The organism is Streptosporangium sp. NPDC000509 (assembly GCF_042898365.1).
In the GTDB taxonomy this organism is placed as follows: Bacteria; Actinomycetota; Actinomycetes; order Streptosporangiales; family Streptosporangiaceae; genus Streptosporangium.
The window spans coordinates 295,119-319,444 of the sequence record NZ_JBIAYX010000006.1 but is presented as its reverse complement, the minus strand read 5'-3'; the positions used below and the strand labels follow the sequence as shown (position 1 = coordinate 319,444).

Annotated in this window: 21 protein-coding genes; 11 read left to right on the top strand and 10 right to left on the bottom strand. The window is 71.2% G+C overall.

Translation table 11 applies throughout. The features are described 5' to 3' along the window. Window positions 1-188: 188 nt before the first annotated feature. From ACFY3D_RS14050 to ACFY3D_RS14030, 5 genes are all read left to right on the top strand, one after another. Window positions 189-1,370 (top strand): thiolase family protein, encoded by a 1,182-nt coding sequence (locus ACFY3D_RS14050; RefSeq protein WP_389979085.1) that lies wholly within the window; start codon window positions 189-191, stop codon window positions 1,368-1,370. A 28-nt stretch (window positions 1,371-1,398) separates the two neighbouring features. Further along, window positions 1,399-2,886, top strand: a complete 1,488-nt coding sequence (gene pcaB, locus ACFY3D_RS14045; protein ID WP_389979082.1) for a 3-carboxy-cis,cis-muconate cycloisomerase — start codon at window positions 1,399-1,401, stop codon at window positions 2,884-2,886. Window positions 2,887-3,083: 197 nt separating this feature from the next. After that, window positions 3,084-3,503, top strand: a complete 420-nt coding sequence (gene pcaC, locus ACFY3D_RS14040; protein ID WP_389979080.1) for a 4-carboxymuconolactone decarboxylase — start codon at window positions 3,084-3,086, stop codon at window positions 3,501-3,503. Then, window positions 3,487-4,293, top strand: coding sequence for an IclR family transcriptional regulator (locus tag ACFY3D_RS14035; protein ID WP_389771318.1), 807 nt, complete (start codon window positions 3,487-3,489; stop codon window positions 4,291-4,293). Before pcaC ends, ACFY3D_RS14035 begins: the two co-directional genes overlap by 17 nt. A 251-nt stretch (window positions 4,294-4,544) precedes the next feature. Then, a complete protein-coding gene (locus ACFY3D_RS14030) occupies window positions 4,545-4,997 on the top strand; it encodes a hypothetical protein (RefSeq protein WP_389979077.1) in 453 nt (150 codons plus the stop codon). A 215-nt stretch (window positions 4,998-5,212) separates the two neighbouring features. Here ACFY3D_RS14030 and ACFY3D_RS14025 read toward each other — a convergent pair whose 3' ends face one another. From ACFY3D_RS14025 to ACFY3D_RS14015, 3 genes are all read right to left on the bottom strand, one after another. Beyond that, window positions 5,213-5,584: a type II toxin-antitoxin system PemK/MazF family toxin gene (locus ACFY3D_RS14025; RefSeq protein ID WP_389979074.1), complete on the bottom strand. Its 372-nt coding sequence runs from the start codon at window positions 5,582-5,584 to the stop codon at window positions 5,213-5,215. Then, window positions 5,581-6,225 (bottom strand): hypothetical protein, encoded by a 645-nt coding sequence (locus tag ACFY3D_RS14020; protein ID WP_389979071.1) that lies wholly within the window; start codon window positions 6,223-6,225, stop codon window positions 5,581-5,583. The genes ACFY3D_RS14025 and ACFY3D_RS14020 overlap by 4 nt, the downstream gene beginning before the upstream one ends. A gap of 185 nt (window positions 6,226-6,410) precedes the next feature. Then, window positions 6,411-7,766, bottom strand: a complete 1,356-nt coding sequence (locus ACFY3D_RS14015) for an MFS transporter (protein ID WP_389979068.1) — start codon at window positions 7,764-7,766, stop codon at window positions 6,411-6,413. A 66-nt stretch (window positions 7,767-7,832) separates the two neighbouring features. Here ACFY3D_RS14015 and ACFY3D_RS14010 point away from each other — a divergent pair, with 66 nt between their 5' ends. Continuing rightward, window positions 7,833-8,819 carry an ArsR/SmtB family transcription factor gene (locus tag ACFY3D_RS14010; protein WP_389979065.1) on the top strand — a complete coding sequence of 329 codons (987 nt, stop codon included), beginning with the start codon at window positions 7,833-7,835 and terminating at the stop codon, window positions 8,817-8,819. 59 nt (window positions 8,820-8,878) lie between these two features. On the opposite strand, the gene ACFY3D_RS14005 is transcribed toward ACFY3D_RS14010, so the two are convergent. The 3 genes from ACFY3D_RS14005 to ACFY3D_RS13995 all read right to left on the bottom strand — a co-directional run bounded on the left by ACFY3D_RS14005 (window position 8,879) and on the right by ACFY3D_RS13995 (window position 13,849). Continuing rightward, on the bottom strand, window positions 8,879-9,661 hold the full coding sequence (locus ACFY3D_RS14005) for an SDR family NAD(P)-dependent oxidoreductase (RefSeq protein ID WP_389979062.1): 783 nt from the start codon (window positions 9,659-9,661) through the stop codon (window positions 8,879-8,881). A gap of 184 nt (window positions 9,662-9,845) precedes the next feature. Beyond that, window positions 9,846-10,622, bottom strand: a complete 777-nt coding sequence (locus ACFY3D_RS14000) for an AMP-binding protein (RefSeq protein ID WP_389979059.1) — start codon at window positions 10,620-10,622, stop codon at window positions 9,846-9,848. Window positions 10,623-11,341: 719 nt separating this feature from the next. Beyond that, complete coding sequence (locus ACFY3D_RS13995; protein ID WP_389979056.1) at window positions 11,342-13,849, bottom strand: ATP-binding protein; 2,508 nt, start codon at window positions 13,847-13,849, stop codon at window positions 11,342-11,344. A gap of 216 nt (window positions 13,850-14,065) precedes the next feature. On the opposite strand from ACFY3D_RS13995, the gene ACFY3D_RS13990 reads away from it, so the two are divergent. Next, window positions 14,066-15,943 carry an ABC transporter ATP-binding protein gene (locus ACFY3D_RS13990; RefSeq protein WP_389979053.1) on the top strand — a complete coding sequence of 626 codons (1,878 nt, stop codon included), beginning with the start codon at window positions 14,066-14,068 and terminating at the stop codon, window positions 15,941-15,943. On the opposite strand, the gene ACFY3D_RS13985 is transcribed toward ACFY3D_RS13990, so the two are convergent. Both ACFY3D_RS13985 and ACFY3D_RS13980 read right to left on the bottom strand, forming a co-directional pair. Continuing rightward, window positions 15,931-17,391, bottom strand: a complete 1,461-nt coding sequence (locus ACFY3D_RS13985; protein ID WP_389979050.1) for a penicillin-binding transpeptidase domain-containing protein — start codon at window positions 17,389-17,391, stop codon at window positions 15,931-15,933. The genes ACFY3D_RS13990 and ACFY3D_RS13985 overlap by 13 nt on opposite strands. A gap of 316 nt (window positions 17,392-17,707) precedes the next feature. Further along, window positions 17,708-18,064 (bottom strand): MerR family transcriptional regulator, encoded by a 357-nt coding sequence (locus ACFY3D_RS13980; protein WP_389979047.1) that lies wholly within the window; start codon window positions 18,062-18,064, stop codon window positions 17,708-17,710. 274 nt (window positions 18,065-18,338) lie between these two features. Between ACFY3D_RS13980 and ACFY3D_RS13975 the strand changes: the two genes are divergently transcribed. Continuing rightward, complete coding sequence (locus tag ACFY3D_RS13975) at window positions 18,339-19,277, top strand: aldo/keto reductase (protein ID WP_389979044.1); 939 nt, start codon at window positions 18,339-18,341, stop codon at window positions 19,275-19,277. A gap of 88 nt (window positions 19,278-19,365) precedes the next feature. On the opposite strand, the gene ACFY3D_RS13970 is transcribed toward ACFY3D_RS13975, so the two are convergent. Further along, the gene (locus ACFY3D_RS13970; protein WP_350949292.1) at window positions 19,366-20,022 is read right to left on the bottom strand and encodes a TetR/AcrR family transcriptional regulator; all 657 of its coding nucleotides are present in this window, start codon (window positions 20,020-20,022) and stop codon (window positions 19,366-19,368) included. Window positions 20,023-20,092: 70 nt separating this feature from the next. Between ACFY3D_RS13970 and ACFY3D_RS13965 the strand changes: the two genes are divergently transcribed. Together ACFY3D_RS13965 and erm are read left to right on the top strand one after the other, a co-directional pair. Next, window positions 20,093-21,409 (top strand): GH1 family beta-glucosidase, encoded by a 1,317-nt coding sequence (locus ACFY3D_RS13965; protein WP_389979041.1) that lies wholly within the window; start codon window positions 20,093-20,095, stop codon window positions 21,407-21,409. Window positions 21,410-21,772: 363 nt separating this feature from the next. Further along, window positions 21,773-22,606: an ErmE/ErmH/ErmO/ErmR family 23S rRNA (adenine(2058)-N(6))-methyltransferase gene (gene erm / locus ACFY3D_RS13960; RefSeq protein ID WP_389979038.1), complete on the top strand. Its 834-nt coding sequence runs from the start codon at window positions 21,773-21,775 to the stop codon at window positions 22,604-22,606. A 78-nt stretch (window positions 22,607-22,684) separates the two neighbouring features. Here the strand turns inward: erm and ACFY3D_RS13955 are convergent, their stop codons facing one another. Then, window positions 22,685-23,290 (bottom strand): NADPH-dependent FMN reductase, encoded by a 606-nt coding sequence (locus ACFY3D_RS13955; protein WP_389979036.1) that lies wholly within the window; start codon window positions 23,288-23,290, stop codon window positions 22,685-22,687. Between the two features lie 153 nt (window positions 23,291-23,443). On the opposite strand from ACFY3D_RS13955, the gene ACFY3D_RS13950 reads away from it, so the two are divergent. Next, window positions 23,444-24,298 (top strand): helix-turn-helix domain-containing protein, encoded by an 855-nt coding sequence (locus tag ACFY3D_RS13950; RefSeq protein WP_389979033.1) that lies wholly within the window; start codon window positions 23,444-23,446, stop codon window positions 24,296-24,298. Window positions 24,299-24,326: the final 28 nt, after the last annotated feature.

The window sequence follows — 24,326 nt, the reverse complement described above, 5'->3', positions numbered from 1 at the left end:
AATGATTCCCTCAACGAACGAGACGTATCGCGGAAGCTACGCCGCTTATGTCGGATATGTCAAGGAACGATCACCGAGGGATCGACCCCGCGGACAGCGGCGGCGAGGTCCGCCGCGACCACGACCTCCGCGCACCCTCAGACCGGCGGCCGCGACCTCCGAGCACTCCCAGACAGGAGCCCTCCACCGTGAACGACGTCTACATCCTCGACGCGGTCCGCACGCCCATCGGCCGGTACGGCGGAGCCCTGTCGGGCGTCCGCCCCGACGACCTCGCCGCCCACGTCGTCCGCGCGCTGGCCGACCGCGCCCCCGCCCTCGACCCGGCCGCGATCGAGGATGTGTTCTTCGGCGCGGCCAACGGCGCGGGCGAGGACAACCGGGACGTCGCACGGATGGCCGTGCTCCTCGCCGGGCTGCCGGTGACGGTGCCCGGCACGACCCTCAACCGGCTGTGCGGCTCCGGCCTGGAGGCGGCGATCGCCGCCTCCCGCGCGGTGGCCGTGGGCGACGCGTCCCTGGTGGTCGCCGGGGGCTCCGAGTCGATGAGCCGGGCGCCGTGGGTGATGCCCAAGCCCGCGAGGGGCTTCGAGCGGGGAGAGCGGTCCCTGCACGACACGGCCCTCGGCTGGCGCATGGTCAACCCCCGGATGCCCGCCGAGTGGACGGTCGCCCTGGGCGAGGGCGCCGAGATCCTCGCCAACCGCTACGCCATCGGCCGCGAGGCCCAGGACCGGTTCGCGCTGCGCAGCCACCGGCGCGCGGCGGCGGCCTGGGAGGGTGGCGTCTTCCAGCGCGAGGTGGTCCCGCTCGACGCCCTCGACCACGACGAGTCCGTCAGGGCCGACTCGACCCAGGAGTCCCTGTCCGGCCTGAAGCCGGTCTTCCGCCACGACGGCACCGTCACCGCGGGCAACGCCTCCCCCCTCAACGACGGCGCCGCCGCACTGCTCATCGGCGACGAGGCGGGTGCCGCCCGATCCGGGCGGGACCCGCTGGCCAGGATCGTCTCCCGCGCGGTGATCGGCGTCGAGCCGCACCTGTTCGGCATCGGACCCGTCGACGCGGCCCGCACGGCACTCAAGCGCGCGGGCATCGGCTGGTCCGACCTGAGTGTGGTCGAGCTCAACGAGGCGTTCGCCGCCCAGTCGCTGGCCTGCCTCGCCGAGTGGCCCGACCTCGACCCCGAGATCGTAAACGTCAACGGCGGCGCCATCGCCCTCGGCCACCCCCTCGGCTCCTCGGGGGCGCGCATCCTCGGCGCCCTCGCCCACGAACTGCACCGCAGGGGCGGCGGGTACGGTCTGGCCGCGATCTGCATCGGCGTGGGCCAAGGCCTCGCCGTCGTCCTTGAGGGAACGGGCTCCTGAGCGGCGTCCGGACCACCCGGAGGTGGACATGATCTCTCCCACGACCGGCGGCCCGTCCTCAGGCCCCTCTCCCGACGACCTTTCTCCCGGCCTGTTCTCCGATCCGCATCCCGGCCCGCCCGACCCGTCCGACGCGTCCGGCACGTCCGGCACGTCCGGCGCGTCTGGTCCGCCCGACCCGTCCGGTCCGTCTTCAGGCCCCTCCACCGGCCTGTTCTCAGGGATGTTCGCCAGGGGCGAGGCGTCGGCGCGGGTGTCGGACGTCGCCTGGCTCGCCGCCATGCTGGACGTCGAGGCCGCGCTCGCCGGCGCGCAGGCCGGGATCGGCCTCGTCCCCGCCGAGGTGCCCGCCGCGCTGGCCGCGGCCTGCCGTCCCGAGCTGTACGACATCGCCGAACTGGGCCGCGAGGCCGCGCGGACCGGCAACCCCGTCATCCCCCTGGTCGCCGCCCTGCGAGAACGGATCGAGCCGGAGCTGCGGCGGTTCGTCCACTACGGCGCCACCAGCCAGGACGTCAACGACACCGCGGCCATGCTGATCGCCCGTCGCGCCCTCGCACCGGTCCTCACCGACCTGTCGGCCTGCGCGAACGCCTGCGCGCGACTGGCGTCCGAACACCGCGACACCGTCATGGCCGGACGTACCGTGCTGCAACACGCCGTACCCATCACGTTCGGGCTGAAGGCGGCGGGCTGGCTCAGCGCACTGGACCACGCCAGGACCGGCCTCGCGCGGGTGCCGCTGCCGGTCCAGTACGGCGGGGCCGCGGGCACCCTCTCGGTCCTCGGCGCGCGAGGACATGAGGTGCCGCCACTCCTCGCGGCCGAGCTGGGACTCGCCGAGCCGGTCGTCCCCTGGCACACCGACCGGACCCCGGTGGCCCGGCTCGCCTGCGCACTCGGCACCGTCGCCGGGACACTCGGCAAGACCGCGAACGACGTGAAGCTGCTCGCCCAGACCGAGGTGGCGGAGGTCGCCGAGCCGACGGGTCCCGGCCGGGGCACCTCCAGCGCGATGCCGCACAAGCGCAACCCGGTGGGTTCGATGTCCGTACTCGCCTGCGTCCAGCGCGTCCCCGGGCTGGTCGCCTCGATCCTCGACGGCATGGTCCAGGAGCACGAGCGCGCGGCCGGCCCCTGGCAGGCCGAGTGGGAAACGCTGGGCGAGCTGTTCAGGCTCGTCGGCAGCGCCGCCTCCTGGCTCCGTGAGGTACTGGAGGGCCTCACCGTGGACGTCGCGAGGATGCGCGCCAACCTCGGCGCGACCCGCGGGCTGCTCATGGCCGAGCAGGTCGTCGTACGCCTCGGAGGCACCCCCGAGGCCCGGCGACTGGTGGACGCCGCCTGCGCCCGCGCCACCGGAGAGGGCTCGCAACTGCGGGAGGTCCTGCTCGCCGATCCCGGTGTCCGTCTGAGCGCCGAGGAGATCGACGCGGCCCTCGACCCGGCGGGCGCCCTCGGCTCCGCCGCCGTCTTCGTCGACCGGGCGCTCGCCGCCCACGAGAACCTCGGATGAGCCCGCACCTGAGCGGACCGACCGCGGACGAGTGGCATGAACGGACGGGAGACCGGAAAATGAGCGGCACGGGCGAGCGGGAAGCCGGGGGCACGGGCGGGGCGGCCGGACGAATGAGCGGCTTGGACGGACAGAAGCGCGGGGAGGCCCGAAGAATGAGCGACGCGGATGCGCGGAGGCCCGGGGAGACCGGGGAGATGAGCGACACGAAGAGGTGGGAGGCCGGGGACGCGACGCGCCGGGCCGTGCTCGGCGGCGAGCACGTGGACCGCGCCGTCGCGACGACCACCCCGTTCACCGCGGACTTCCAGGAGTTCATCACCAGGTACGCCTGGGGCGAGATCTGGACCCGCCCCGGCCTGGACCGGCGCACCCGCAGCTGTGTCACGCTGGCCATGCTCGCCGCGCTCGGGCACGAGAACGAGCTGGCCATGCACGTGAGGGCCGCGCTCCGCATCGGCCTGACCGAGGAGGAGATCAAGGAGGTCCTGCTGCAGACCGCGATCTACGCGGGCGTGCCCGCCGCCAACCGGGCGTTCGCGGTGGCACGGGCGGCACTGAGGTCCGAGGGAGACTTCGAGGGAAACGGGGAGGGCGGGGATGACCGAACCGATTGACCGTGGCTCGGAGCATGTCCAGTCACTGGCACGCGGGCTCTCGGTGATCAAGGCGTTCAGCGCGACGAGCCCCGAGCTGACGCTCAGCGAGGTGGCCCGCGCGACCGGCCTGACCAGGGCCGCGGCCCGGCGGTTCCTGCTGACGCTCGTCGACCTCGGCTACGTCAGGACCGACGGGCGGCTGTTCGCGCTCTCCCCCCGCGTCCTGGATCTCGGGTACGCCTACCTGTCCGGCCTCTCGCTGCCCGAGGTGGCCGAGCCGCACCTCGAACGCCTCGTCGCCGAGGTGCGCGAGTCGGCGTCGGTGGCGGTGCTCGACGGCGAGGACGTCGTCTACGTGGCCCGGGTGGCCACCAGCAGGATCATGCGGGTGACCATCAACATCGGCACCCGCTTCCCGGCCCACTGCACCTCGATGGGCAGGGTGCTGCTCGCCTGGCTGCCGCCCGACGACCTCGACGCCTACCTCGGGCGCGTCGAGTTCCACCGGTTCACCCCCAACACGATCACCTCCCCCGCCGCCCTCAGGACCGAGTTGGAGAAGGTCCGCGCCCAGGGCTGGGCCATGGTCGACCAGGAGTTAGAGGAGGGCCTGCGCTCGATCGCCGTCCCCGTCAGGGAACGTTCGGGACGGGTGAGCGCCGCGATCAACATCTCCTCGCACGCGAGCCGGACGACCCCGGAGTCCGCCCGTCGCGATCTGCTCCCGCCGCTGCTCGCCACCGCCGCGCGGGTGGAGACCGACCTGCACGCCTCGGGCGTCAGGAGCGGTTCCCTCTCCCACCGCTGACCCCTGTCCCTCTCCCCGTCCCACCGCTGCCCCTGTCCCCCGCTGTCTCCGTCCCCGCGAAGGCGCAGGTCGGCGCGGGGTTGGCCGTGACGACGGCGGGCATACCGACCTCGTTGCCGACTCGGGGGAGAGCGCATGTCGCAGGGGTGGAGGACAGCCGTTCCGCGGCGACGGCCACGGGCCAGGACCGCCACGGGGTCAGGGCACATCCACGATCCGGCCTGCCCGCGCCTGGCGGGAAGGCGACGGGCGTGAGCCCGGTGGCGGGGATCCTCGCCGGCGCGGCGGGCACCACCGCGCTGAACATCGCCGGCTACCTGGACATGGTCGTACGTGGCCGGGCCGCGAGCGGGTTGCCGGCCGAGGCCGCGGGCAAGCTGGCCGACCGCGCGGGTGCCGACCTCGGCTCGGGGGAGGCCGCCGACAGCAGGCGCGAGGGCATGGGCGCGCTGCTCGGGTACGCGACGGGCCTGGGCGTCGGCGGGCTGTACGGCCTGCTGACCGGAGACCGTCGCGTCCCGCCGCCGTTGGCCGCCCTGGGACTGTCGGCGATGGCGATGGCCGCGAGCGTGGCCCCCCTCACCACACTGGGCCTGACCGATCCGCGCGAGTGGGACGCGTCGTCCTGGGTCTCCGACATCGTCCCGCACCTCGCCTACGGCCTGACGGCCGCGACCGTCTACGACCGCCTGACCCGCCCCTGACCCGGATGACACCCCGACGCGCGTACGCGATCTACGACGGGTTGATCAACGACTGGGGCGTCAAGGTGCTGGAGAGCGTGCTCGCCAGCGAGGCCGAACGGCTCAGGGCCGATATCCGACGCCTCACCCCCGGCGAAAGCGTCGACCTCTGCCCCCCCTGTGGCCGGGAACATCACAGAAAAGGCTGGAACATGGGGAACGTGCCCGAGAGTGCCTCAGTCAGCGAGACCCATGTAAGCGAACAGACTGTCCTCGACCAGGGAAAGGTACTGCGCGGGTAACCGTCCCAAATAGTCGCCGAGTTCCTCCTTGAGGAACGGCTGGGCGCAGACCGTACGCACCCAGCACTTACTGGGAAGGTTGCCTGTTCCCTGGGCGAGCTTGACGCAGTATTCGGTCTTGCGCGTAGTCGCCGTTGACGTGGGGACGACGTACACCAAGGGCCAGTCGTCCTGTTCGTTTTTCGCGTCACCGCTGAGAACGATCACTGGCCGTTTCGGATGGAAGTTGCGCTGGTCATTGGGAGGCATCGTGAGCGACCGGTCGGGCACGAGGTAAACGCCACCCTTACGGATGGAACCCTTCACTGATCATCCAGCATCTTCGCGTTAGCTCGCCGGAGGCCGTCTCTCATCCCCCGGAACTCCGCCTCAAGAACGGCGCCAACCCCTGGATCGTCCTGCTGTGAAGGGCGCGCTCCGCGTCGTGACCGGAAGCGCTCTAGAAGCGTTTCCACCTGCCTGCGCCGCCGCGCACGATTGAGATCGAGTAGTGCTCCTCGCTCGCCGCCCGCCTGCGCCTCGATGACGGGAATGGTCTCGCGGGAAAGATGCTCAAGGTCGGTCGCGCTCTTGCCTCCGTGCAGGCGAAGCACATCCCGAACACATTCCATGTCGGTCGCATTCAGTGGATCTTCAATATCGACGGTCAGGGTGAGCAGGTGCGAGCCACAGCCCGTATCCCGATGATCGTGGCGTTCCACCAACTCGCTTTCCACCACCCAGTCCTCTGCCCGCGTAAGCGCGTGATCATAGGGACCTTGCTCGCCCCATCGCCACGTGGCGCCGGTGAACGGGGTGTATCCCGACTCCACGGCCTCCAGGTCGGCGAGATAGAGAAACCTCGACAGCTTGGTCCTGTTGACCTGGCAATTCAGCTCATGGGCCACCTTCACCACCGCGAGAACGGCACCGGCGAGAGGGTTGGGGGATTCGAGAGGTCTACTCATCACCGCTCCTCCCCTACTGTGCCTCGATATCACGGTACTCCTGTCGGTTGCTCGTCATCCGTGGTCATCGCCGGGCCGCATCCCCAAAGACAGGTCACGACGCTGCGTTGACCAATCATTACACTAAGGCACGTCGAAGTCAGTTGATTACGTAACGATGCCCGGTCTCCTGGGGCGGAGCATCGTCATGCGGGCGACTGTCCGCCGGTTCTCAGGGGGCGGTGCAGGGCGAGGGAACTGAGGACCGTCACGGCTCCCATGAGGACGATCGCCATGTGCGGGGAGGTCAGCTCGGCGGCGACGCCGGCGAGGGCGCCGCCCACGGCCTGGCCGGTCATCATTCCTGCGGCGGCCAGGCCGAAGGCCTGCCCCCTCACGGCTTCCGGCACCGCGTCCACGAACCACCGCTGCAATCCCAGCTGGCAGGCGCTCGACGCGGCGGTGGCGAGCATCACGATCAGCGCGGCTCCCGCGAGCCCCGGCTGGAGGACGAAGGCGAGCAGGGGGACGCCCGACACGATCGCGAAGGGAAACGCCAGTCGTTCCCTTCCGGTGGGCGAGACGAACCGGCCGATGACGAAGTTTCCGATCGCCAGGCCGACAGAGGCGGCGGCGAGCGCGAATCCTGCGGTGTTTCCCAGGTAGGGGACCATCATCGCCTCGGCACCCACCACGAGCGAGATCGGCAACCACTGCGCGAACAGCAGGCCGCGTACGCGGGAGTCCGTCAGCAGGGTCCGGTTGACGCGCAGCGTCTCCCGTACGGCGCCGCCACCCGCCCGGGTCCGGGCATCCGCCTTGCCCGTCTCCTCGGTGAGGGAGCCGCTGCCTGGAATACCCGTGTCAGAGAGCTCGCCATCGGAGAGGTTCTCATCGGGAAGGCCACCGCCGGAGGGGCCACCCTCCTTTGTGTCGGCGCCGGGCGAGCCGGTGCCCCTCGCGTTCCTGGCGGGGAAGTCGGGCAGGCCGTAACGCAGCACCGCGGCCGCCAGGAGGGACAGGACCGCGGTGACGGTCAGCGCCCCCTCGGGTCCGACGAAGGCGAGGATGGCGCCGCCCGCCGCGAGGCCGCCGATCTGGGCCCCGGCGGACGTCACGTTCAGCACCGACCTGGCCAGGACGAACGCGTCGCCGGGCAGCAGGTCGGGCAGGAGTGCGCTGCGCGCCGCCCCGAAGACCGGCGAGAACAGACCGGTGGTGAGAACGAGGACGAGCATCCCCCAGACGGGCAGCCCGGTGAAGGCGAGGAGCAGGCAGGTCACCATCCGCAGCAGCTCACCGGTGATCATCAGCGCGCGCGGGCGGAGCCGATCGGCCAGCGAGAGCAGGAACGTCCCGCCGACGATGTAGGGGAGGAAACCCACCATGTACGCCGCCGCCGACAGTCCCGGCGAGCCGGTCCGCGCGTACACCAGCGCCGACAGGGCGAGCATCTTGACCTGGTCCCCCGCCACCAGGAGGGTGAAGCTTCCGAACAGGACACGGAACTCCCGGCTCGCGAAGACCTCCGTATAGGTCGCGCCGCGCTCTTGTGTGGTCATGGACACGATGGTGGAAGACGCCCGGACGGCCGACTAACCTTTCGGATATATCCGAAAGGTCGCCTAGTGGTCTTCCGCATCGAGGTCACCCCGCACGACATCATGGCGAGCAGGTTCGCCATCTCCCCGCTCATCGTGACCAAGCACGCGCTCTGGATCCTCTCCGGCAGGCGGGAGGCCGGGCAGTGGCGGGCGTGGATCGGCAGGATGCGGGAGCCGTACGAGAGGCTGCTGCTCACCCACCCCGGGCTGGTTCCCATGGTGGCGCTGTTCCGCGAGCGGTACTACAACGCCGACTTCCCCGCACCGCCGCCGACCGGCGTGAACACCCCGTTCGAGACGGAGATCGCGGTGGTGCGGGCCACCCCGGTGGCGCGGGCGCACGCCGAGATCACCAGGAACCTGGAGGGGGCGCCGCGCCTTCCCCGGCCCGTCATGGACGTGCTGTTCTCGCCAGAGGTCGTACGGCTGTTCGCCGAGGCGCTGAGTGCGATCTGGCAGGAGATCGTGTCCCCCGCGTGGCCGCGCTTCCACGCGATCCTGGAGCGGGACGTGATCCAGCGGGCGGGCCGCCTCGCGACCTACGGCTGGGGCGCGGCACTCGACGACCTCAACCCCCGGGTCCGGTGGCGTCCCGACGGTGTCATCGAGGTGCTTTCCAGGGGCGCGGACGAGACCCACCGGCTCGACGGGCGCGGGCTGCTCTTCATACCGACCGTGTTCCCCACCGGGATCGGCTCCTACCTGGAGTCCCACTGGCCGTATGCGATCAGCTATCCGGCTCGGGGCACCGGCGTCCCGCCCGAGACGCCGGACGGCCTGGCCGGACTGATCGGCAGAACCAGGACCCGCCTCCTGCTGGAGTTGGCGACCCCGGCGACCACCACCCAGCTCGTATCCCTGCTGGAGCTGAGCCTGGGGACCGTGGGCGGGCACATCTCCGCCCTGCGCAGGGCGGGCCTGGTCACCGGGAGCCGCGCCGGTCGCGGTGTCCTGTACCACCGCACCGCGCTGGGCGACTCCCTGGTCAGCCCATCAGGGCTGCGGTCCTGAGGAGCCGACGGCCGATCACGCGATGAGGAACGCGGCCCGGAACACGATGCCCCGGACGCTCACGCCGCGTGCGACGGGAGAGAGACGCCGGTCAGCTTGGCGCACGCGTCGAGAAGACCGTCCTGCAACTCGGGCGAGCGCGCGGCGGGATGGACGAAACACGGTTTCCGGTGGTGGAAGTAACCGCCGGTCACGGTGGCCTCGGGGTCCTGGCTCACGGCGAGCCACGCCTGCGTCACCGGCCCCTGGGAAAGGTCGTCGGGCGCGCCCGGACCTCCCATCTTCGTCGGGACCCAGCCGGGTTCGAGCGCGTTGGACAGCACGTCGGGCCATCGGCGGGCGACCGCGAACGCGAGGACGACGTCCAGCAGCTTGCTGTCAGCGTACGCCCGCGAGCCGTCCCAGGGCCGGGCGGTCCACTGGAGGTCGTCCAGACCGGTGTCCCCGCCGCGATGCATGCCCGAGCTCAGGTAGACCAGCCGATCGGGCGGGGTGATGAGTGCCGTGAGCAGGTAAGGGGCGAGCACGTTGACCGCGAACACGTGGGCGAGCCCGTCGGCGGTCTCGATCCTGCGCGGCTCCCGGTATCCGACGGCGGCGTTGTGGATGATCGCGTCGTAGCGGGCCGTCCTGCCGGCCTGGGCGGCGACCGACCGCATTCCCTCGATGGTGGTCAGGTCGCCGATGAGGACGGCTTCGGCCTCCGGCAGCGCGTCGCGCGCGTCACCGGCGCGGGTGTCGTTACGTGCGTGCAGGGTGACGTCATGGCCGTCGTGGGCCAGCAGCCGGGCGGCCATGAGACCGAGGCCGTCGGTGGAACCGGTGATCAGAACGCGCGCCATGGAGACGATCCCCTTCGTCGAACGGGCTGATCGTTGACTACCCAGCGGAACGGGAAAGCACGCCGCCGGATGGGCATCAGGCCAGGTCAAACCCCTGCCAGGCCATCTCGGGGAGGCTATCGGACGCGCCCGGACACGGTCGGACACGGTCGGCGACCACCTGCAGGTCACCTCGGAGAGGCCGTCAGACGCGCTGGACGGCTCCGTCGGACAGTGCCACGACGGTGACCCCGAAGTCGTGGATCGTCGCCGACAGCTCGTCGGACGCGAGGCCGGGGGCCACGACGACCAGGGAGCCGCGCATCAGCGCCAGCCCGATCAGTGTCGTCATGGCCAGACTGCACTTCAGGGGCCAGGTCACCAGCAGGACGTCGGACTTGCCCAGCTCGGCACCCTCGTCGAGCGTGTTCATCCGCGTGATCAGGTCGTGGTGGGTGAGCACCCCCCCGTCGTCGATCAGGAGGGCGGGCTGCACCGCCGGATCGAGGAAGGGCAGCGGGACGGGCTCCAGGAGCAGCAGGTCGGCGAAGTCGACGGTGTCACGGGCCTGACCGAACGCGATCACCTGCCGGACCCGCGAGTCCTCCACGGCCCGCAACGACACGTCCGCCAGGCGCGGGGTGGTGATGAGCAGCCGCGCGTCCCACTCGGCCAGCAGGTCGGCCATCTCCTCGCATCCGGAGGTGATCGGCGCCGCCACCCCTCCCGCCGCGATGACCGTGTGCACCGCCAGTGTCTGGGCCACCGCGCTGTCCACGTGGATCCCGGCCACCTGGCGCCGTCTGGCTCCCCGCCTCACCAGGCCCGACGCCCCCCGCGTCACCTCCGCGGCCAGCCGGCGATAGCCGTACACCACCCCGGCACCGAGGTCGATCAGCGCGGGTCGATCACCTCGACCGTGTGCGTAGCCGAACACCGCCTCGGTGAGGGTGCAGCTGGTTGACGGGGAGGTGGGTCTCATGCCGCATGACGGTAGGGCCGTTCCATCCGCGCGGGCATCCGTAGATGTATGTAGATGACTGTGTATTCGGCCTCCTGCCCCCGGCGCACACCGGGTCGGCGGGTCCCGCACCCCCGGCGTGCACCCGGTCGGCGGGTCCCGCACCCTCGACGAAACCGCTCCCCGTGCTCCGAATCCCCGTTGAAAACGTGCCTCCGCATCGAATCCCCTGCATCCCCGGCGGGCGTCGGGGCCACGGGCTCCGCCCTTCGACGAAACCAACGAAATCGATGAAACCGCTCCTTGCGCTCGAAACCCCCGATGCGACCGGTCCGTCGACTCCCCGGCCTCCGCGAACCTCCGTGGCCTCCGCGAAAACGGAGACGCGATGGGCGGGCCCGAGCCCTGCGCGACTCGAGCCCGCTGTCGCATGGCCCATGACCCAGGTCTCCACCCCTCCGAGGAGACCCGGGCCATCAACGGGGACACGCGACGTCCGCGGCGTGCTCGACCGAGACGCCCGGGATGGTGTGGACCTGCCGTCCCGGACCGGAACTGTGACCGGCACGGTGCGGAAGGCTGGACGTCATCGGTCGAACACCAGGAAAACGTACGGCGCGCGGTGAGCACGACACATGCACCGGACTGCGTATCCGGAGATGTATCTTCACGCCCACGAATGTGTAGCCCGAGGTATGTAGAGCCGCACCCCCGCCGGACGGGACGCGCGAACGCGCGGCCTAGGAGCGGTTCTGCTCGATGACCCAGGTCGCCACCTGGGTGCGGGAGGAGAAGCCGAGCTTGCCCAGGATGTTGGCGACGTGCCTGGCGGCGGTGGCGGGGCTGATCACCAGCTCGTCGGCGATGGCCTTGTTGCTCATCCCCCTCGCGATCAGCTCGGCGATCTCCCATTCGCGGCAGGTGAGCGTGGTCAGCGGGGCCGCGACCGGATGCTTGCCGAGCAGCAGGGGCGCCTCGGACGGCTCGTCGAACTGCAGCGCGTAGCGGACCGCCTGTTCCTGGGACATCTCCTGGCCGTGCGCCCACAGCTGGGCGACGAGCGCGTCACCGAGGCGCGCACGGGCGGGCTGGAGCAGTTCCTCCATCCGCGCCCCGAACCCGGGTGGCAGTACGGCGCCGCTCATCGCGCTCCTGATCGCGGCGGAGGCCCCGGCCAGGCGCACCGCCCGGCGGTCGTCCTCCTCGGCGAGCGCGAGTTGTGCGAGCGTCTCGATGCGGCGGGCCACGCCGAGCCGCTGTCCGGTCCCGATGCAGAGTCTCAGGCTCTCGATCAGCCTGACCCGCGCGGTGGGGAGGTCTCCCTGGGCCAGCGCGATCCGGCCGAGCCCCGACAGGCAGGTGATCGCCTGCCAGTGGGCGGTGATGTCCTGGAGCATGTCGAGGGCGCGCTCGTAGCGGACGCGTGCCTCCACGAGGTCGCCGCGGAGCCAGGCGACCTGGGCGAGGCCGATGAGGGCGACCGGCGCGGCCCAGTGGTTGTCGAGTTCGTGGGCGATGGCGAGCGCGGCCTCGAAGGATCGCTGTGACTCCTTCGCCCTGCCCTCGGACAGCGCGAACGTGCCCTCCATGGAACGGATGACCGTCTCGTGCCAGGGGTCGTCGACCGTGCGTACGGCTTCCAGCGCCTCGTCGAGCAGGGACCTGACCCTCTCGGGGCGCCGCTGGTAGATGGCCACCCAGGCGAGGATGGCGAGCGCGCCGCTGAGCGGCCCGTACAGGCCCGCCTCGCGGCACAGGCCGACCGCGGCGGTGCAGGCGATCTGCGCGGTGTCGGGGTCGCCCTGCCCGAAGGCCACCTGCCCGCGCAGCGCGAGGGCGTCGCCGCGCACGCACGGCGTCAGCTCCTCGGGTGCGGCGTCGAGCAGGCGGTCGAGCCACTTGTCGGCCGGGGTGAACCTCCCTCCGGCGATGATCGGCCAGCGCAGCAGGACGAGGAGGCGCAGCGCGCTCTCCGGGTCGCCCGCGGACTCGACCGACCAGCGCACCGCCGCCCACACGTTGGCCTGGAGTTCGTCCAGCATGACCAGCATCGGGCAGATCTCCGGCCAGGTCGGGCGGGGGCGCCGGACGATCGTCCGGTGGATCCTGGCGGCGACCTCGATCATGTGGTCGCGGTGCAGCCGCCGGAACTCGGGCTCCTCGCCCGAGGCGTCGAGCTGTTCGACGGCGTACTCGCGGATCGTCTCCAGCATGCGGTAACGCGTCTCGCCGGCCACCTGGGCGTCGGCCAGGACCAGCGACTTGTCGACCAGGTCGCAGAGCACCCCCAGGACGTCCTCGGCCCACAGCGCGTTGCCCGCGCAGACCTGCTCGGCCATGTCGAGCGTCCACCCGCCGGTGAAGACCGCCAGCCGGCGCAGCAGGATCCGCTCGGGCTCGTTGAGCTGCTGGTAGCTCCAGTCGACGGTGGCCCTGAGCGTCTGCTGCCTGGCCGGGGCCGTCCGGTCGCCCGCGGAGAGCAGCCGGAACCTGTCCCTGATCCTGGCGTTGATCTGCTCCACGGTCAGCACCCTGCACAGGGCCGCGGCGAGCTCGATCGCGAGCGGCATCCCGTCGAGCGCCTCGCAGAGCCCGACGATGTCGGCCGCGTTCTGCTCGGTGACGGAGAAGGCCCGCGACGCGGCGGTGGCGCGGTCGGCGAAAAGGCGCACCGCCTCGCTGGTGTTGAGGAGGAGGTGCACCGCCTCGCCGGCGCCGAGGTCGTGGTCGCCCCCCCTGGGCAGGGTGAGCGGTGGCACCCGCCACACGGTCTCCCCCGCCACCCTGAGCGGCTCGCGGCTGGTCGTGATCACGCGCACGTCGGGACAGACGGTGAGCACGGCGCGGCAGAACCTCGCTGCCTCCTCGATGAGCGACTCGCAGTTGTCCATGACGAGCAGCAGCCGCCGGTCGCCGAGCGCGTCGATCAGGGTGTCGGCCAGCGCGCGGGACGGCTCGGCCTTCACCCCGAGCACGGCGGCCACCCGGGGTTCGATCTGGTCGCCGCGCACCGCGTCGGCCAGCTCGACCAGCCAGACGCCGCCGGGGAAATCCTCCGCCACCTGGCGCGCGACCCGGACCGCGAGCCTGCTCTTGCCGATGCCGCCCGCACCGCAGAGCGTCACCACCCGGGCGACACCCAGCAGGTCGATGAGCTCTTCCACGTCGGCTTCACGCCCCACGAAACCGTTGGGTTCGAGGGGAAGGTTGCCTCCGGTGAGGGAGGCGTGTGCGGTGTCCTGGGTCATCGGCTCTTAACGAGGTCGCGGATAGAACCGTCACAGAAAGTGTGACATCAATTACCGAACCATGCCCAACTCTTAGCACCTTTTCTCGCCTGCGACTCCTTCTTCCTCGAAGGGAAGGGCTTCTCGTCAAGCCGCCCGCGTGGATCGTCCCGCCCGGCCTTGGCCGCCCCCGGCCATCCGATGGCCATCACCGACGCGTCGACTCACACTGCTCCCATGACAGACTCCCCTGCCGACCAAGCTCCCGAGATCGGCGAGATCAGCGTCTCCGGCTGGTACGCCCACACCGACAAGATGGCGAAGGTCGGCTTCCTCACCATCGCCCGCAGGCTTCCCGCGCTGGTGTCGCAGGCCGTCAGGCTGGCGTGGCTGGCCGACCCCCGTGACACCGTCGTCGCGATCACCCTGAGCCTGCTGGGCGGGATCTTCACCGCGTTCGGACTGTTCGCCACCACGGGGGTGCTGTCGGCGCTGTTCGAGGCGGGACCGACCCCCGAGCGGGTGCGGGCCGCCCTGCCCAGCCTGATCCTGGTGGGTGTCGCCGCGACCCTGCGTACCCTCACGCAGGCGGGCGCGGGCTGGGCGCAGTCGCGACTGGAACCCCAGGTCGGCCGGATCGCCGAGGAACGTCTGTACGGGCTGACCAGCCGGGTCGACCTCGCGTCCTTCGACGACCCCGAATTCCACGACGCGCTCCAGCGGGCCAGGTCGCGCGGGGTCGCCGTCGCGGACGAGGTGGTGAGCACCGCGATCAACACGCTGACCGCGCTCATCGGCATCGTCGCCGCGGCGAGCGTGCTGGGAGTGCTGCACCCGGTCCTGCTGCCGCTGCTGGTGCTCGCGGTGCTCCCCGACGCGTGGGCGGCGGTCCGCGCGGCGCGCATGCGCTACACGACGATGTACGCCCTGATCCCGGCCAGGCGCCGTAAATGGATCATCGCGGAGCTGCTGGCCGATCGTGAGCCGGCCGCGGAGGTGCGCTCGTTCACCATGCGCGGCTTCCTGATGCGGATGTACGACGCGGTGGCGACGGCCGAGCAGAACGTGATGCTCGGACTGGCACGGCGCCAGGCCCTCGCGCGGGTGGTGGGCGAGGCGCTGGGCGGCGTCGGCACGGCCGTGGTCTACGTCGCCCTGGGCGTGCTGCTCGCGATGGGCGCGGTCCCCCTCGCGGTCGCGGGCACCGCGGTGCTCGCGATCCGTTCCGGCCAGACCTACCTCGCCAACCTGATGCACGCCACGAACCGCCTCTACGAGGAGGGCCTGTACTTCACCGACTTCCTCGACTTCTGCGTCGAGACCGAGAGCGGGCTGCCCGCCGGACGCCCGGCGCGGGCACCGGAGGATTTCGAGCGGATCACCGCCGAGGACGTCGTCTTCACCTACCCGGGAGCCACGGAGCCCGCGCTCCGAGGGCTCACGGTCACCATCGGCAGGGGGGAGGTGATCGCCCTCGTCGGGGAGAACGGTTCCGGCAAGACCACCCTGGCCAAGATCCTGTCGGGGCTGTACGAACCGGACAGCGGCCGGGTCAGCTGGGACGGCACGAACCTGGCGGACGTCGACCCCGACGAGCTGCGCACTCGCATCGCGGTCATCGCCCAGGACCACACGCGCTGGCCGCTGACCGCCCGGTACAACATCAGCATGGGCACCGACAAGGGGGAGCCGGCGCTCGTCGCGGCGGCCGAGGTCGCGGGCGCCGACCGGGTGGTGGCCGAGTTGCCGCACGGCTACGGCACCCTGCTCGACCGGCGGTTCAAGGACGGCCAGGAGCTGTCGGGCGGCCAGTGGCAGCGGATCGCCATAGCCCGGGGGTTCCACAGGGACGCTCCGCTGCTGATCTGCGACGAGCCCACCGCCGCCCTGGACGCCCGCGCCGAGCACGCCCTGTTCGAACGCATCCGGCGGCACGCCGACGGGCGCACCGTGCTGCTCATCACCCACCGGCTGGCGAGCGTCCGCTACGCCGACCGGATCTACGTCCTCGACCACGGCGAGGTCGTCGAGCACGGCACCCATGAGGAGCTCATGGATCTGGACGGCCTCTACGCCGACCTCTACGGCCTCCAGGCGAGGGCCTACTCGGCCTGACCGCCGAGGAACGCCTCGATCACGCCCTTCGCGATCGAGGCCGCCCGCCGGTCGGGGCCGCCGCCCTCGACCAGCACTCCGACGGCGATCCGCGGGGAGACCGTGGGGGCGAAGCCGCTGAAGACGGCGTGGTCCTCCCCTGCGGGGACGTTCTCCTCCGTGCCGGTCCTCCCCGCACCCTTCTTCCTCCGGAAGGCCGCGGCGGCACCGGTTCCCTCCTTGCCGGTGGTGGCGATCATCATCTCGGTGAGCCGTTCCGCCTCCTCGGCGCCGACCGCGCGGCGGTACGGCGAGGGCTCGGTCACGTCGATCACCGTGCCGTCGGCGAGGCGGACCTCGTCCACGAGATGGGGACGCATCAGCGAGCCGTCGTTGGCCACCGCCGCCGCGATCATCGCGATCATGAGCGGGGTCGCCCGGACGTCGGACCGTCCCAGGGCCGACATCGCGGTCCGCGCGTCGTCCAGTTCGGCGGGATAGACGCTTCTGGTCACCGGCATGGGCACCTCCAGGTCGTCGGTGTCGAACCCGAAGGCCTCCGCGCGCTCGCGCAGCGCGTCCTGGCCGAGGTCGATCCCGATCTTCGCGAAGGGGGTGTCGCAGGAGAGCCTGAACGCCTGGAGCAGCGGAAGGTCGACGTCGCCGCAGGCGGCGCGGCCGTCGCGCAGGTGGGTGCCGGCGCCGGGAAGGTGGAAGGAGGGCGGGGTGCCGACGTGGGTGCCGAGGTCGTAGCGTCCCGAGCCGAGCGCCGCCGCACTGGTGATGACCTTGAAGGCCGATCCCAGCGGGTAGGTCCGCTGGATCGCCCGGTTCAGCAGGGGGTCCGCGGGGTCGCCCCGCAGCCGCTTGTCCGTCATGTCGAGCATGGCCGCGTCGAAGCTCGCGTAGAGGTTCGGGTCGTAGGAGGGCAGCGAGACCATGGCGAGGATCGCGCCGGTGCGAGGATCGATCGCGACGACGGCGCCGGGCCTTCCCGTGGCGCGCAGCCCGTCGTACGCGGCCCGCTGGGCACCGCGGTCGACGGTGAGCCTGAGTGTGGCGCCGTCGCGGGTGCCCTCGACCAGCCCGTGCACCTTCACCCTGGGGTCCTTCCCCGACAGCAGTGCCTCCTCGGCCTGCTCGACGCCGCCGGTGCCGCGGAGCGAGAAGTGCCCGGTGATCGTGGCGTAGAGCGGACCCCCGGGATAGACCCTTCGGTACCGGTAGGCGGCCTTCCCTGCCCTGCGGCTGGTGGCGACGACCGTGCCGTCGCGGAGCAGGATCCCGCCCCGGGGGTTCTCCAGGCGCGCGATCATCGTCCGCCGGTTGCGCGGGTCCTCGTTGAGCCGTTCGGAGTCCAGCGCCTGGAGGTAGGTCACATTGGCGAGAAGGGCGAACATCATCCCTCCGCACATCAGAGCGACGTGACGCAGCGGAATGTTGATCCGGCGTGCCCGCGGTGCGATCATTACCCCTCCCCGGACACCCGACCTCGATACCGGTTTAACAGCCGGACCGAAAAGGGCACCTCGGCCGGGGGCAAAGCCGTCGTACGACTTCTGAACGGCCATATACCTCAGGGGTCACGCCGACACGAACCGCGCGGCCGCCCCCTTCCCCACCGACCTGGACACGCGGCCGCCGACGGCGCGGATCGACGCGGGCCGACGCGGGCCGCACGGTTCTCGGGGAGAGCGGATCGACGCGGGCCGCGCGACCTCCCGCCTGACCACCGGCGCGGGCCGCACGGTCCCCGACCTCCCACCGTGGCGGGGCTCACGGTTTCTAGCCGGCCACCGAGCGGTAGTACGCGATCTTGTTCCGGATCGCCCGCTGCCGCTCGCGCAGGTTCTCGACCTGCTCCTGCACCCGCCGGTCGTGGGCTTCGAGCAGCGCGATCCGGTCGTGGACCGTGTGGTCGCCCTCCCTGATCATCTCCGCGAAGCGGATCATCTCCGCGACCGGCATGCCGGTGTCGCGCAGGCAGCGGACCATACCGAGCCAGCCGACGTCCTTCTCGGTGAACCTGCGCTGCCCGGCCGCGTTGCGGTCGATCGACTCAAGCAACCCGATCCGCTCGTAGTAGCGGAGCGTGTCGAGGCTGAAGCCGGTCTCCTCCACCACCTGTCTCGGTGTGTACACACTCACACTCGTGGCCCCCATCGAATAACCGCCTAACCGAAAAGTCGCCCCTGCCGACCTGTCGCCACCGGCGAATCGGCACAATCAAAAACGGCCCCGATCCGGTGTGCCCACACCGGCTCAGAGCCTTGTCATATCCACCTGCGGAGAGTCCAGAGGATAAACCACGCATAACCCTACCTATGCCCTCCCGGCCCTCACAAACAGTTTTTCTCCATCATTTCCCGGCCATCCACTTGCCCTGGAGTTCACTCCAGCATTCAAGGTGGTGCCCATGACTCACATCCCCCTCGCTCTGGGCACCATCCCCTTCGGTACGACGGTCGACGACAAGACCGTCTTCGCGATTCTCGACCGGTTCGTCGACGCCGGAGGCGCCCTGCTGGACACCGCGAACAACTACCCGTTCTGGAACGAGGGCGCCACCGGCGACGAGAGCGAACTCGCCATCGGCCGCTGGCTGGCCGCCCGGGGCAACCGCGACCGGATCCTGCTGAGCACCAAGTGCGGCGGACGGCCGACCGTCCCCGATGACCGGACCCTGGACTCCGCCGAGGGCCTGTCCGCCCCGGTGATCGCCGCCGCCGCCGAGGGCAGCCTGCGCCGGCTGGGCACCGACCACGTCGACGTGTACTGGGCACACATCGAAGACCGTTCCGTTCCCCTGGAGGAGACCCTGGGCGCCTTCGCCGAACTCGCCCAGGCGGGCAAGGTCCGCGAGATCGGCGCGAGCAACGTACCGGCCTGGCGCCTGGAGCGCGCCCGCGCCGTCTCGCGGGCGAACGGCTGGCCGCCCTACACGAACGTGCAGCTCCGCCACACCTACCTGCGCCCCCGGCCCGGGGTGCCGCTGCGGGAGGGGGGCCACGTCCTGGCCCAGGACGACATGCTCGACTATCTGCGCTCGGAGTCCGACCTCACCCTGTGGGCGTACAACACGCTCATGTTCGGCGCCTACACCCGCGAGGACCGCCCGATCCAGGACATCTATGATCACCCGGGCACCACGCGCGGGCTCGCCGTGCTGCGGGAGATCGCGGGTGAGCTGAACGCGACCGTCAACCAGGTGGTGCTGGCCTGGCTGATCGGCGGTGACGTGAGGACGATCCCGATCGTCGGCGTGACCTCCATCGCCCAGCTGGAGGAGGCCCTGGGCGCCCTGGACCTCAAGCTCGACGACGAGCACCGCGCCCGCCTGGATGCCGCCCGCTGAGGGCACCCGCCGACGACGGACGGTTTCGCCGGCCGGCCCCGCTGACGGGCCGGCGGAACCGGCCGTCGTCTGCGGGGGGAAGGGCGGGTCAGTCCTGGGGCAGGTGCGCCGACAGGTAGCGGCGGACCAGGTGCTTGCACTCGACGATCAGGTCGGGATCCCCGTCGGGCAGGGAGCGGAAGGCGAGCTTGAGCACCGCGTCGGCGGCCTCCACCGCGACGAAGAGCACCCGGTCCAGCTCGGGTCCGATCGGGGCACCGACCACCTCGACGATGATCGTACGGAGCCGGTCGGCCACGATGGCGTTGTTCTCCAGCGCGGCGTCGAGCATGCGATTGGTCCCCTTGACCGCGGGACCGCCGGGGGTGGCGAGCACCTCCCCGAAGTCGACGACCCCGAAGCCCGGCGTGGACCGCTTCATCGCGACGAACTCGTCGATCGCGAGGTCGACCATCTCCGTCCACTCCGACAGCCGCACCTCGGAGAGCCTGGCCGTGACCCGGCCGAGGAACGCCTCCAGGTTGCGCAGCGCCAGCGCGCGCACGAGTCCTTGTTTGTCGGGGAAGAACTGGTAGAAGGTGCCGATGGGCACCTCCGCGCGGCGCGCGACCTCCTTGGTGGTCAGTGCCTCGTAGCCGACCTCGTCCAGCAGTCGCGCGCACTCGTCCAGCATGCGCTCCACCCGTTCCAGGCTGCGGCGCTGGGCGGGCCGACGGCGAAGCGTTCCCCCGGAGACGTTCGTCATCTCCCCATCATCCCCCACGGACAGACCGAGGGATTAACATGAGCCAGACTCGCGCTATCTGGAGGTCGGGATGTTTCTGTGGGGTACGGCGACCGCGTCCTACCAGATCGAGGGCGGCGTCGCCGAGGACGGACGAGGTGTCTCGATCTGGGACACCTTCTCCCACGAGCCCGGCCGCGTCCGCGACGGCGACACCGGCGACGTGACCTGCGACCACTACCACCGCTGGCCGGAGGACCTCGGGCTGATGTCCGATCTCGGGGTGAACTCCTACCGCTTCTCCATCGCCTGGCCGCGCGTCCAGCCGGACGGCAAGGGCGCGATCAACCGGGCGGGCCTCGACTTCTACGACCGGCTCGTCGACGCGCTCCACGAGAAGGACATCGTCCCCGCGGCCACGCTCTTCCACTGGGACCTGCCCCAGCCCCTGGAGGACGAGGGCGGCTGGCTGAACCGCGACACCGCCTACCGTTTCGCCGAGTACGCCGCGGCCGTGGCCGACAGGCTCGCCGACCGGGTCCCCCTGTGGATCACCCTGAACGAGCCCTTCATCCACATGGTCTTCGGCTACGCCCTGGGCACCCACGCCCCCGGCAGGACCCTCGTCCTGGACGCGCTGCCCGCCGTCCACCACCAGTTGCTCGGGCACGGCCTGGCCGTGCCCGAGCTCAGGGCACGCGGCGCGGAGAAGGTTCTGATCACCAACAACTGCACCCCGGTCTGGCCCGCCTCCCCCGACCCCGCCGACCTCGCCGCCGCCGACGCCTACGACACCCTGCACAACCGCCTGTTCAACGACCCCGTACTCCTCGGCGCCTATCCCGACCTGTCCGCGTACGGGGTGAGCCTCGACTGTGTGCGCGACGGCGACCTGGACCTGATCGGCACGCCCCTCGACGGCATCGGTATCAACTACTACAACCCCACTCGGATCGGCGCGCCCACCGGTGAGGGCCTCCCCTTCGAGGACGTGGGCGTCACCGGCTACCCCACCACCGCCTTCGGCTGGCCCGTCGTCCCCGACGGCCTGCGCGAACTGCTCTGCGGTCTCAAAGCCCGGTACGGTGACGCGCTCCCGCCGGTCTACGTCACCGAGAACGGCTGTTCCCAGCCCGACGAGCCCGGCCCCGGCGGGACCGTGGACGACCAGGGCAGGATCGCCTTCCTCGACGGCCACATCGAGGCCCTCGGGCGGGCGCGGGCCGAGGGGGTGGACGTGCGCGGCTACTACGTCTGGTCCCTGCTGGACAACTTCGAGTGGGCCGAGGGCTTCAGCCAGCGCTTCGGGCTCGTGCACGTCGACTTCCCCACCGGTACGCGCACCCCGAAGGCCTCCTACCACTGGCTGCGCGACCGCATCTCGCGCGGCGCGCCCTCCCCGTCGTGACGCGCGGCGCGGGCGGCCCCCTCACCGCACCCGGCCGCGCCGCCCACGCCGACCTCCGCGCCGCCCACACCGGATCTTCTCGTCGCCCGCGAGGCGCCGGGGCGCCCTTCCACGAGCCGCCCCCGGTGTGCCGCGCCGCAGGAAAACCCGTTGCGACGAAACGAGACGGGTCGTACCGTCTAGGGCCATGTGCCTGTACTTCGCCTACCAGATGGTCGGCTACGTGATCCGTCCCCGCCACAGCCGGCCTTCGGCCCGCTAGGGGACCGCGTTCACCTGTTTTTCCGTTCTGCACGCGTCCCCTGAGCGCGCCCAGGGCCTCCGAGACCTTCCTTCACCTCGGACCCGAAAGGGCGAAAAGCTGTGGCGCACTCCTTCGCGCACGGAAACCATTCACACACCCAGAGAAAGGTCGGAAACGGCGGTGGCCGCAGTGAGCGCGACCGCGCCAGACGCACCCTCTCGCAGAACTTCCTCGTCGATCCGCACGCCGTGCGGCGGATGGCCGAGGCGGCAGGATCGCACCAGCTGGTCCTGGAGCCCGGCGCGGGAGAGGGTGCCCTCACCCTCGCCCTCGCCGGAAGCTGCGCCAGGGTGGTGGCGTACGAGATCGACCCGCTGCACGCGGGCAAACTCGCCGCCCGCACCCGCGACGACGACCGGATCGAGGTGGTCAGGGGCGACTTCCTGACCGCCCGGATTCCGCGCGAGCCGTTCGCGGTCGCCGGGAACATCCCGTACTCGATCACCTCGAAGATCGTCGACTGGTGTCTGCGCGCACCGGCGCTCACCTCGGCGACCCTGCTCACCCAGCTGGAGTACGCGCGCAAGCGTTCCGGCGACTTCGGCCGCTGGAGCAGGCTGACCGTGCTGACCTGGCCCGGCCACTCCTGGGAGCTGCTCGGCCACGTCGGCCGCGCGAGTTTCCGGCCGGTGCCCGCCGTCGACTCCGCGATCCTGCGGATCGAGTCGCGTCCCGTCCCGCTGCTGCCCGGCGGCCGGGACGCGGCCTGGCGGGAGTTCGTCGAGTACGGCTTCACCGGGCTGGGCGGTTCGCTGCACGCCTCGCTGCGGATGCGGTACGCGTCCCACCGGGTCGACGCCGCGTTCGCGGAGGCGCGGGTCGACCGCGACACCGTGGTGGCGTTCGTCCATCCCGACCGGTGGCTCACGCTCTTCGAGCTGCTTCACCGATGACACCCGGGACCCCCGGGGGCCGGCCCGCCCCATCGGCCGGCCCCCGGGGGTCCCGGCGGACGGCTGTTCGCGCGGGGCCTACCCCTTGGCACCGTACGGGCGGTCGCGCCGGGCGTCGTGCAGGATCGAGCCCCACCAGTGAAGCTGGTCGAGCATCGTCTTCGCGTTCGCGTCGTGCCTCTCGGGCTCCTTGAGGTCGCCGTCGGGGCCGAACAGCTCGAAGTACCGGGGGAAGCTGACGTAGTCGCGGACCGTGTGGGCGTGCAACTCGCCGAAGACCTGCCGCAACTGCTCTATCGCGAGGAGGCCGCCGCTCCCCCCGCTGTAGCCGACGAAGCCGACCGCCTTCGCCTCCCACTCGGTGTAGTGCCAGTCGATCGCGGCCTTCAGCGAGGCCGGGAAGCTGCGGTTGTAGTCCGGCGTCACCACGACGATCGCGTCGGCCGCGTCGATCCGCCGGGTGAGGTCCGCCATCTCGGCGGGACGGGCCATGTCGGGTTCGAGCGCCGGCGGCAGGGGCGGCAGTTCCAGCGGCAGGGGCGTCTCCGTCAGATCGACGAGGTCCACCGCGAACCGGCCGTGCCGCTCGGCCCGCTCGACGAACCAGTTCGCGACCACGGGGCCGAACCGTTCCTGCCGCACGCTACCGATGATCACCGCGAGGTTGAGGGTCTCACTGGGCATGGCTGTGCTCCCTGCTGGAGATACGGGTTCATGGGTGACCGGAAGGGTCACGTCCCCCAACCTGCCGGGCGGCGCGGAGACCAGGAAGACCGGGCCGAGACTGGTAGTGGCAGGGCCACGACCACGGCGGCCACGGCCTGTTACGTTCGAAACGTGAGCGACAACGAGCTGGGCATGTTCCTGCGCATCCGCCGTGAAGCCGTCACCCCCGCCGAGGTGGGGCTGTCCACCGGCCCCCGCCGCCGCACGCCGGGCCTGCGCAGGGCCGAGCTCGCCACGCTCGCCGGAGTCAGCGTCGAATACCTCACCCGGCTCGAACAGGGACGAGACCGCCGCCCGTCCACCCCCGTACTCTCCGCGCTCGCCACCGCGCTACGGCTGACCACGAGCGAACGCGTCCACCTGCACCGGCTCTCCAAATCGGCCGACGGCGGCTTCACCTGCATGGACGCGCCGACCCCGGCCCGCGCGGTCCGCCCCACCGTACGGGCACTGCTCGACCGGCTGGAGCCCGCCCCCGCCCTGCTGCTCAACCGGCTGAGCGAGGTCCTCGCCTGGACGACGGGGTACGACCGGCTGGCGCGGCCGGTCGGCCTGCTGGACGGCGATCCGCCGAACCTCGCCCGCTTCGTGTTCACCGACAGCCGGGCTCGGACCGCCTACCCCGACTGGGAGCATGTCGCCGACGAACAGGCCGCCACGCTCAAGCAGGGACCGTTCAGGGCGGACTGGAACATCGCCGCGCTCGCCGACGAACTCGCCGTCACCGCCGGGGCGGATTTCGCCGGGCGGGTGGACACCCTGCCCGGCCTCCCGAAGTCCAGCGGCGTCACGCGGCTGGTCCACCCCGACGCCGGTGAGCTGCGCCTGGCGTACGAAACCCTCGAACTACCCGTCGACGACGACCAGCGCCTCATCGTCCATCTCCCCGCCGACGACGCCACCGCCGCCGCACTCGACCGCCTCACCGGCCGCCGACCGGGCGCGCTGCGCGCGGTGTCCGGCTGACGCGGGACACGTCGCCGCTGGGAAAGCG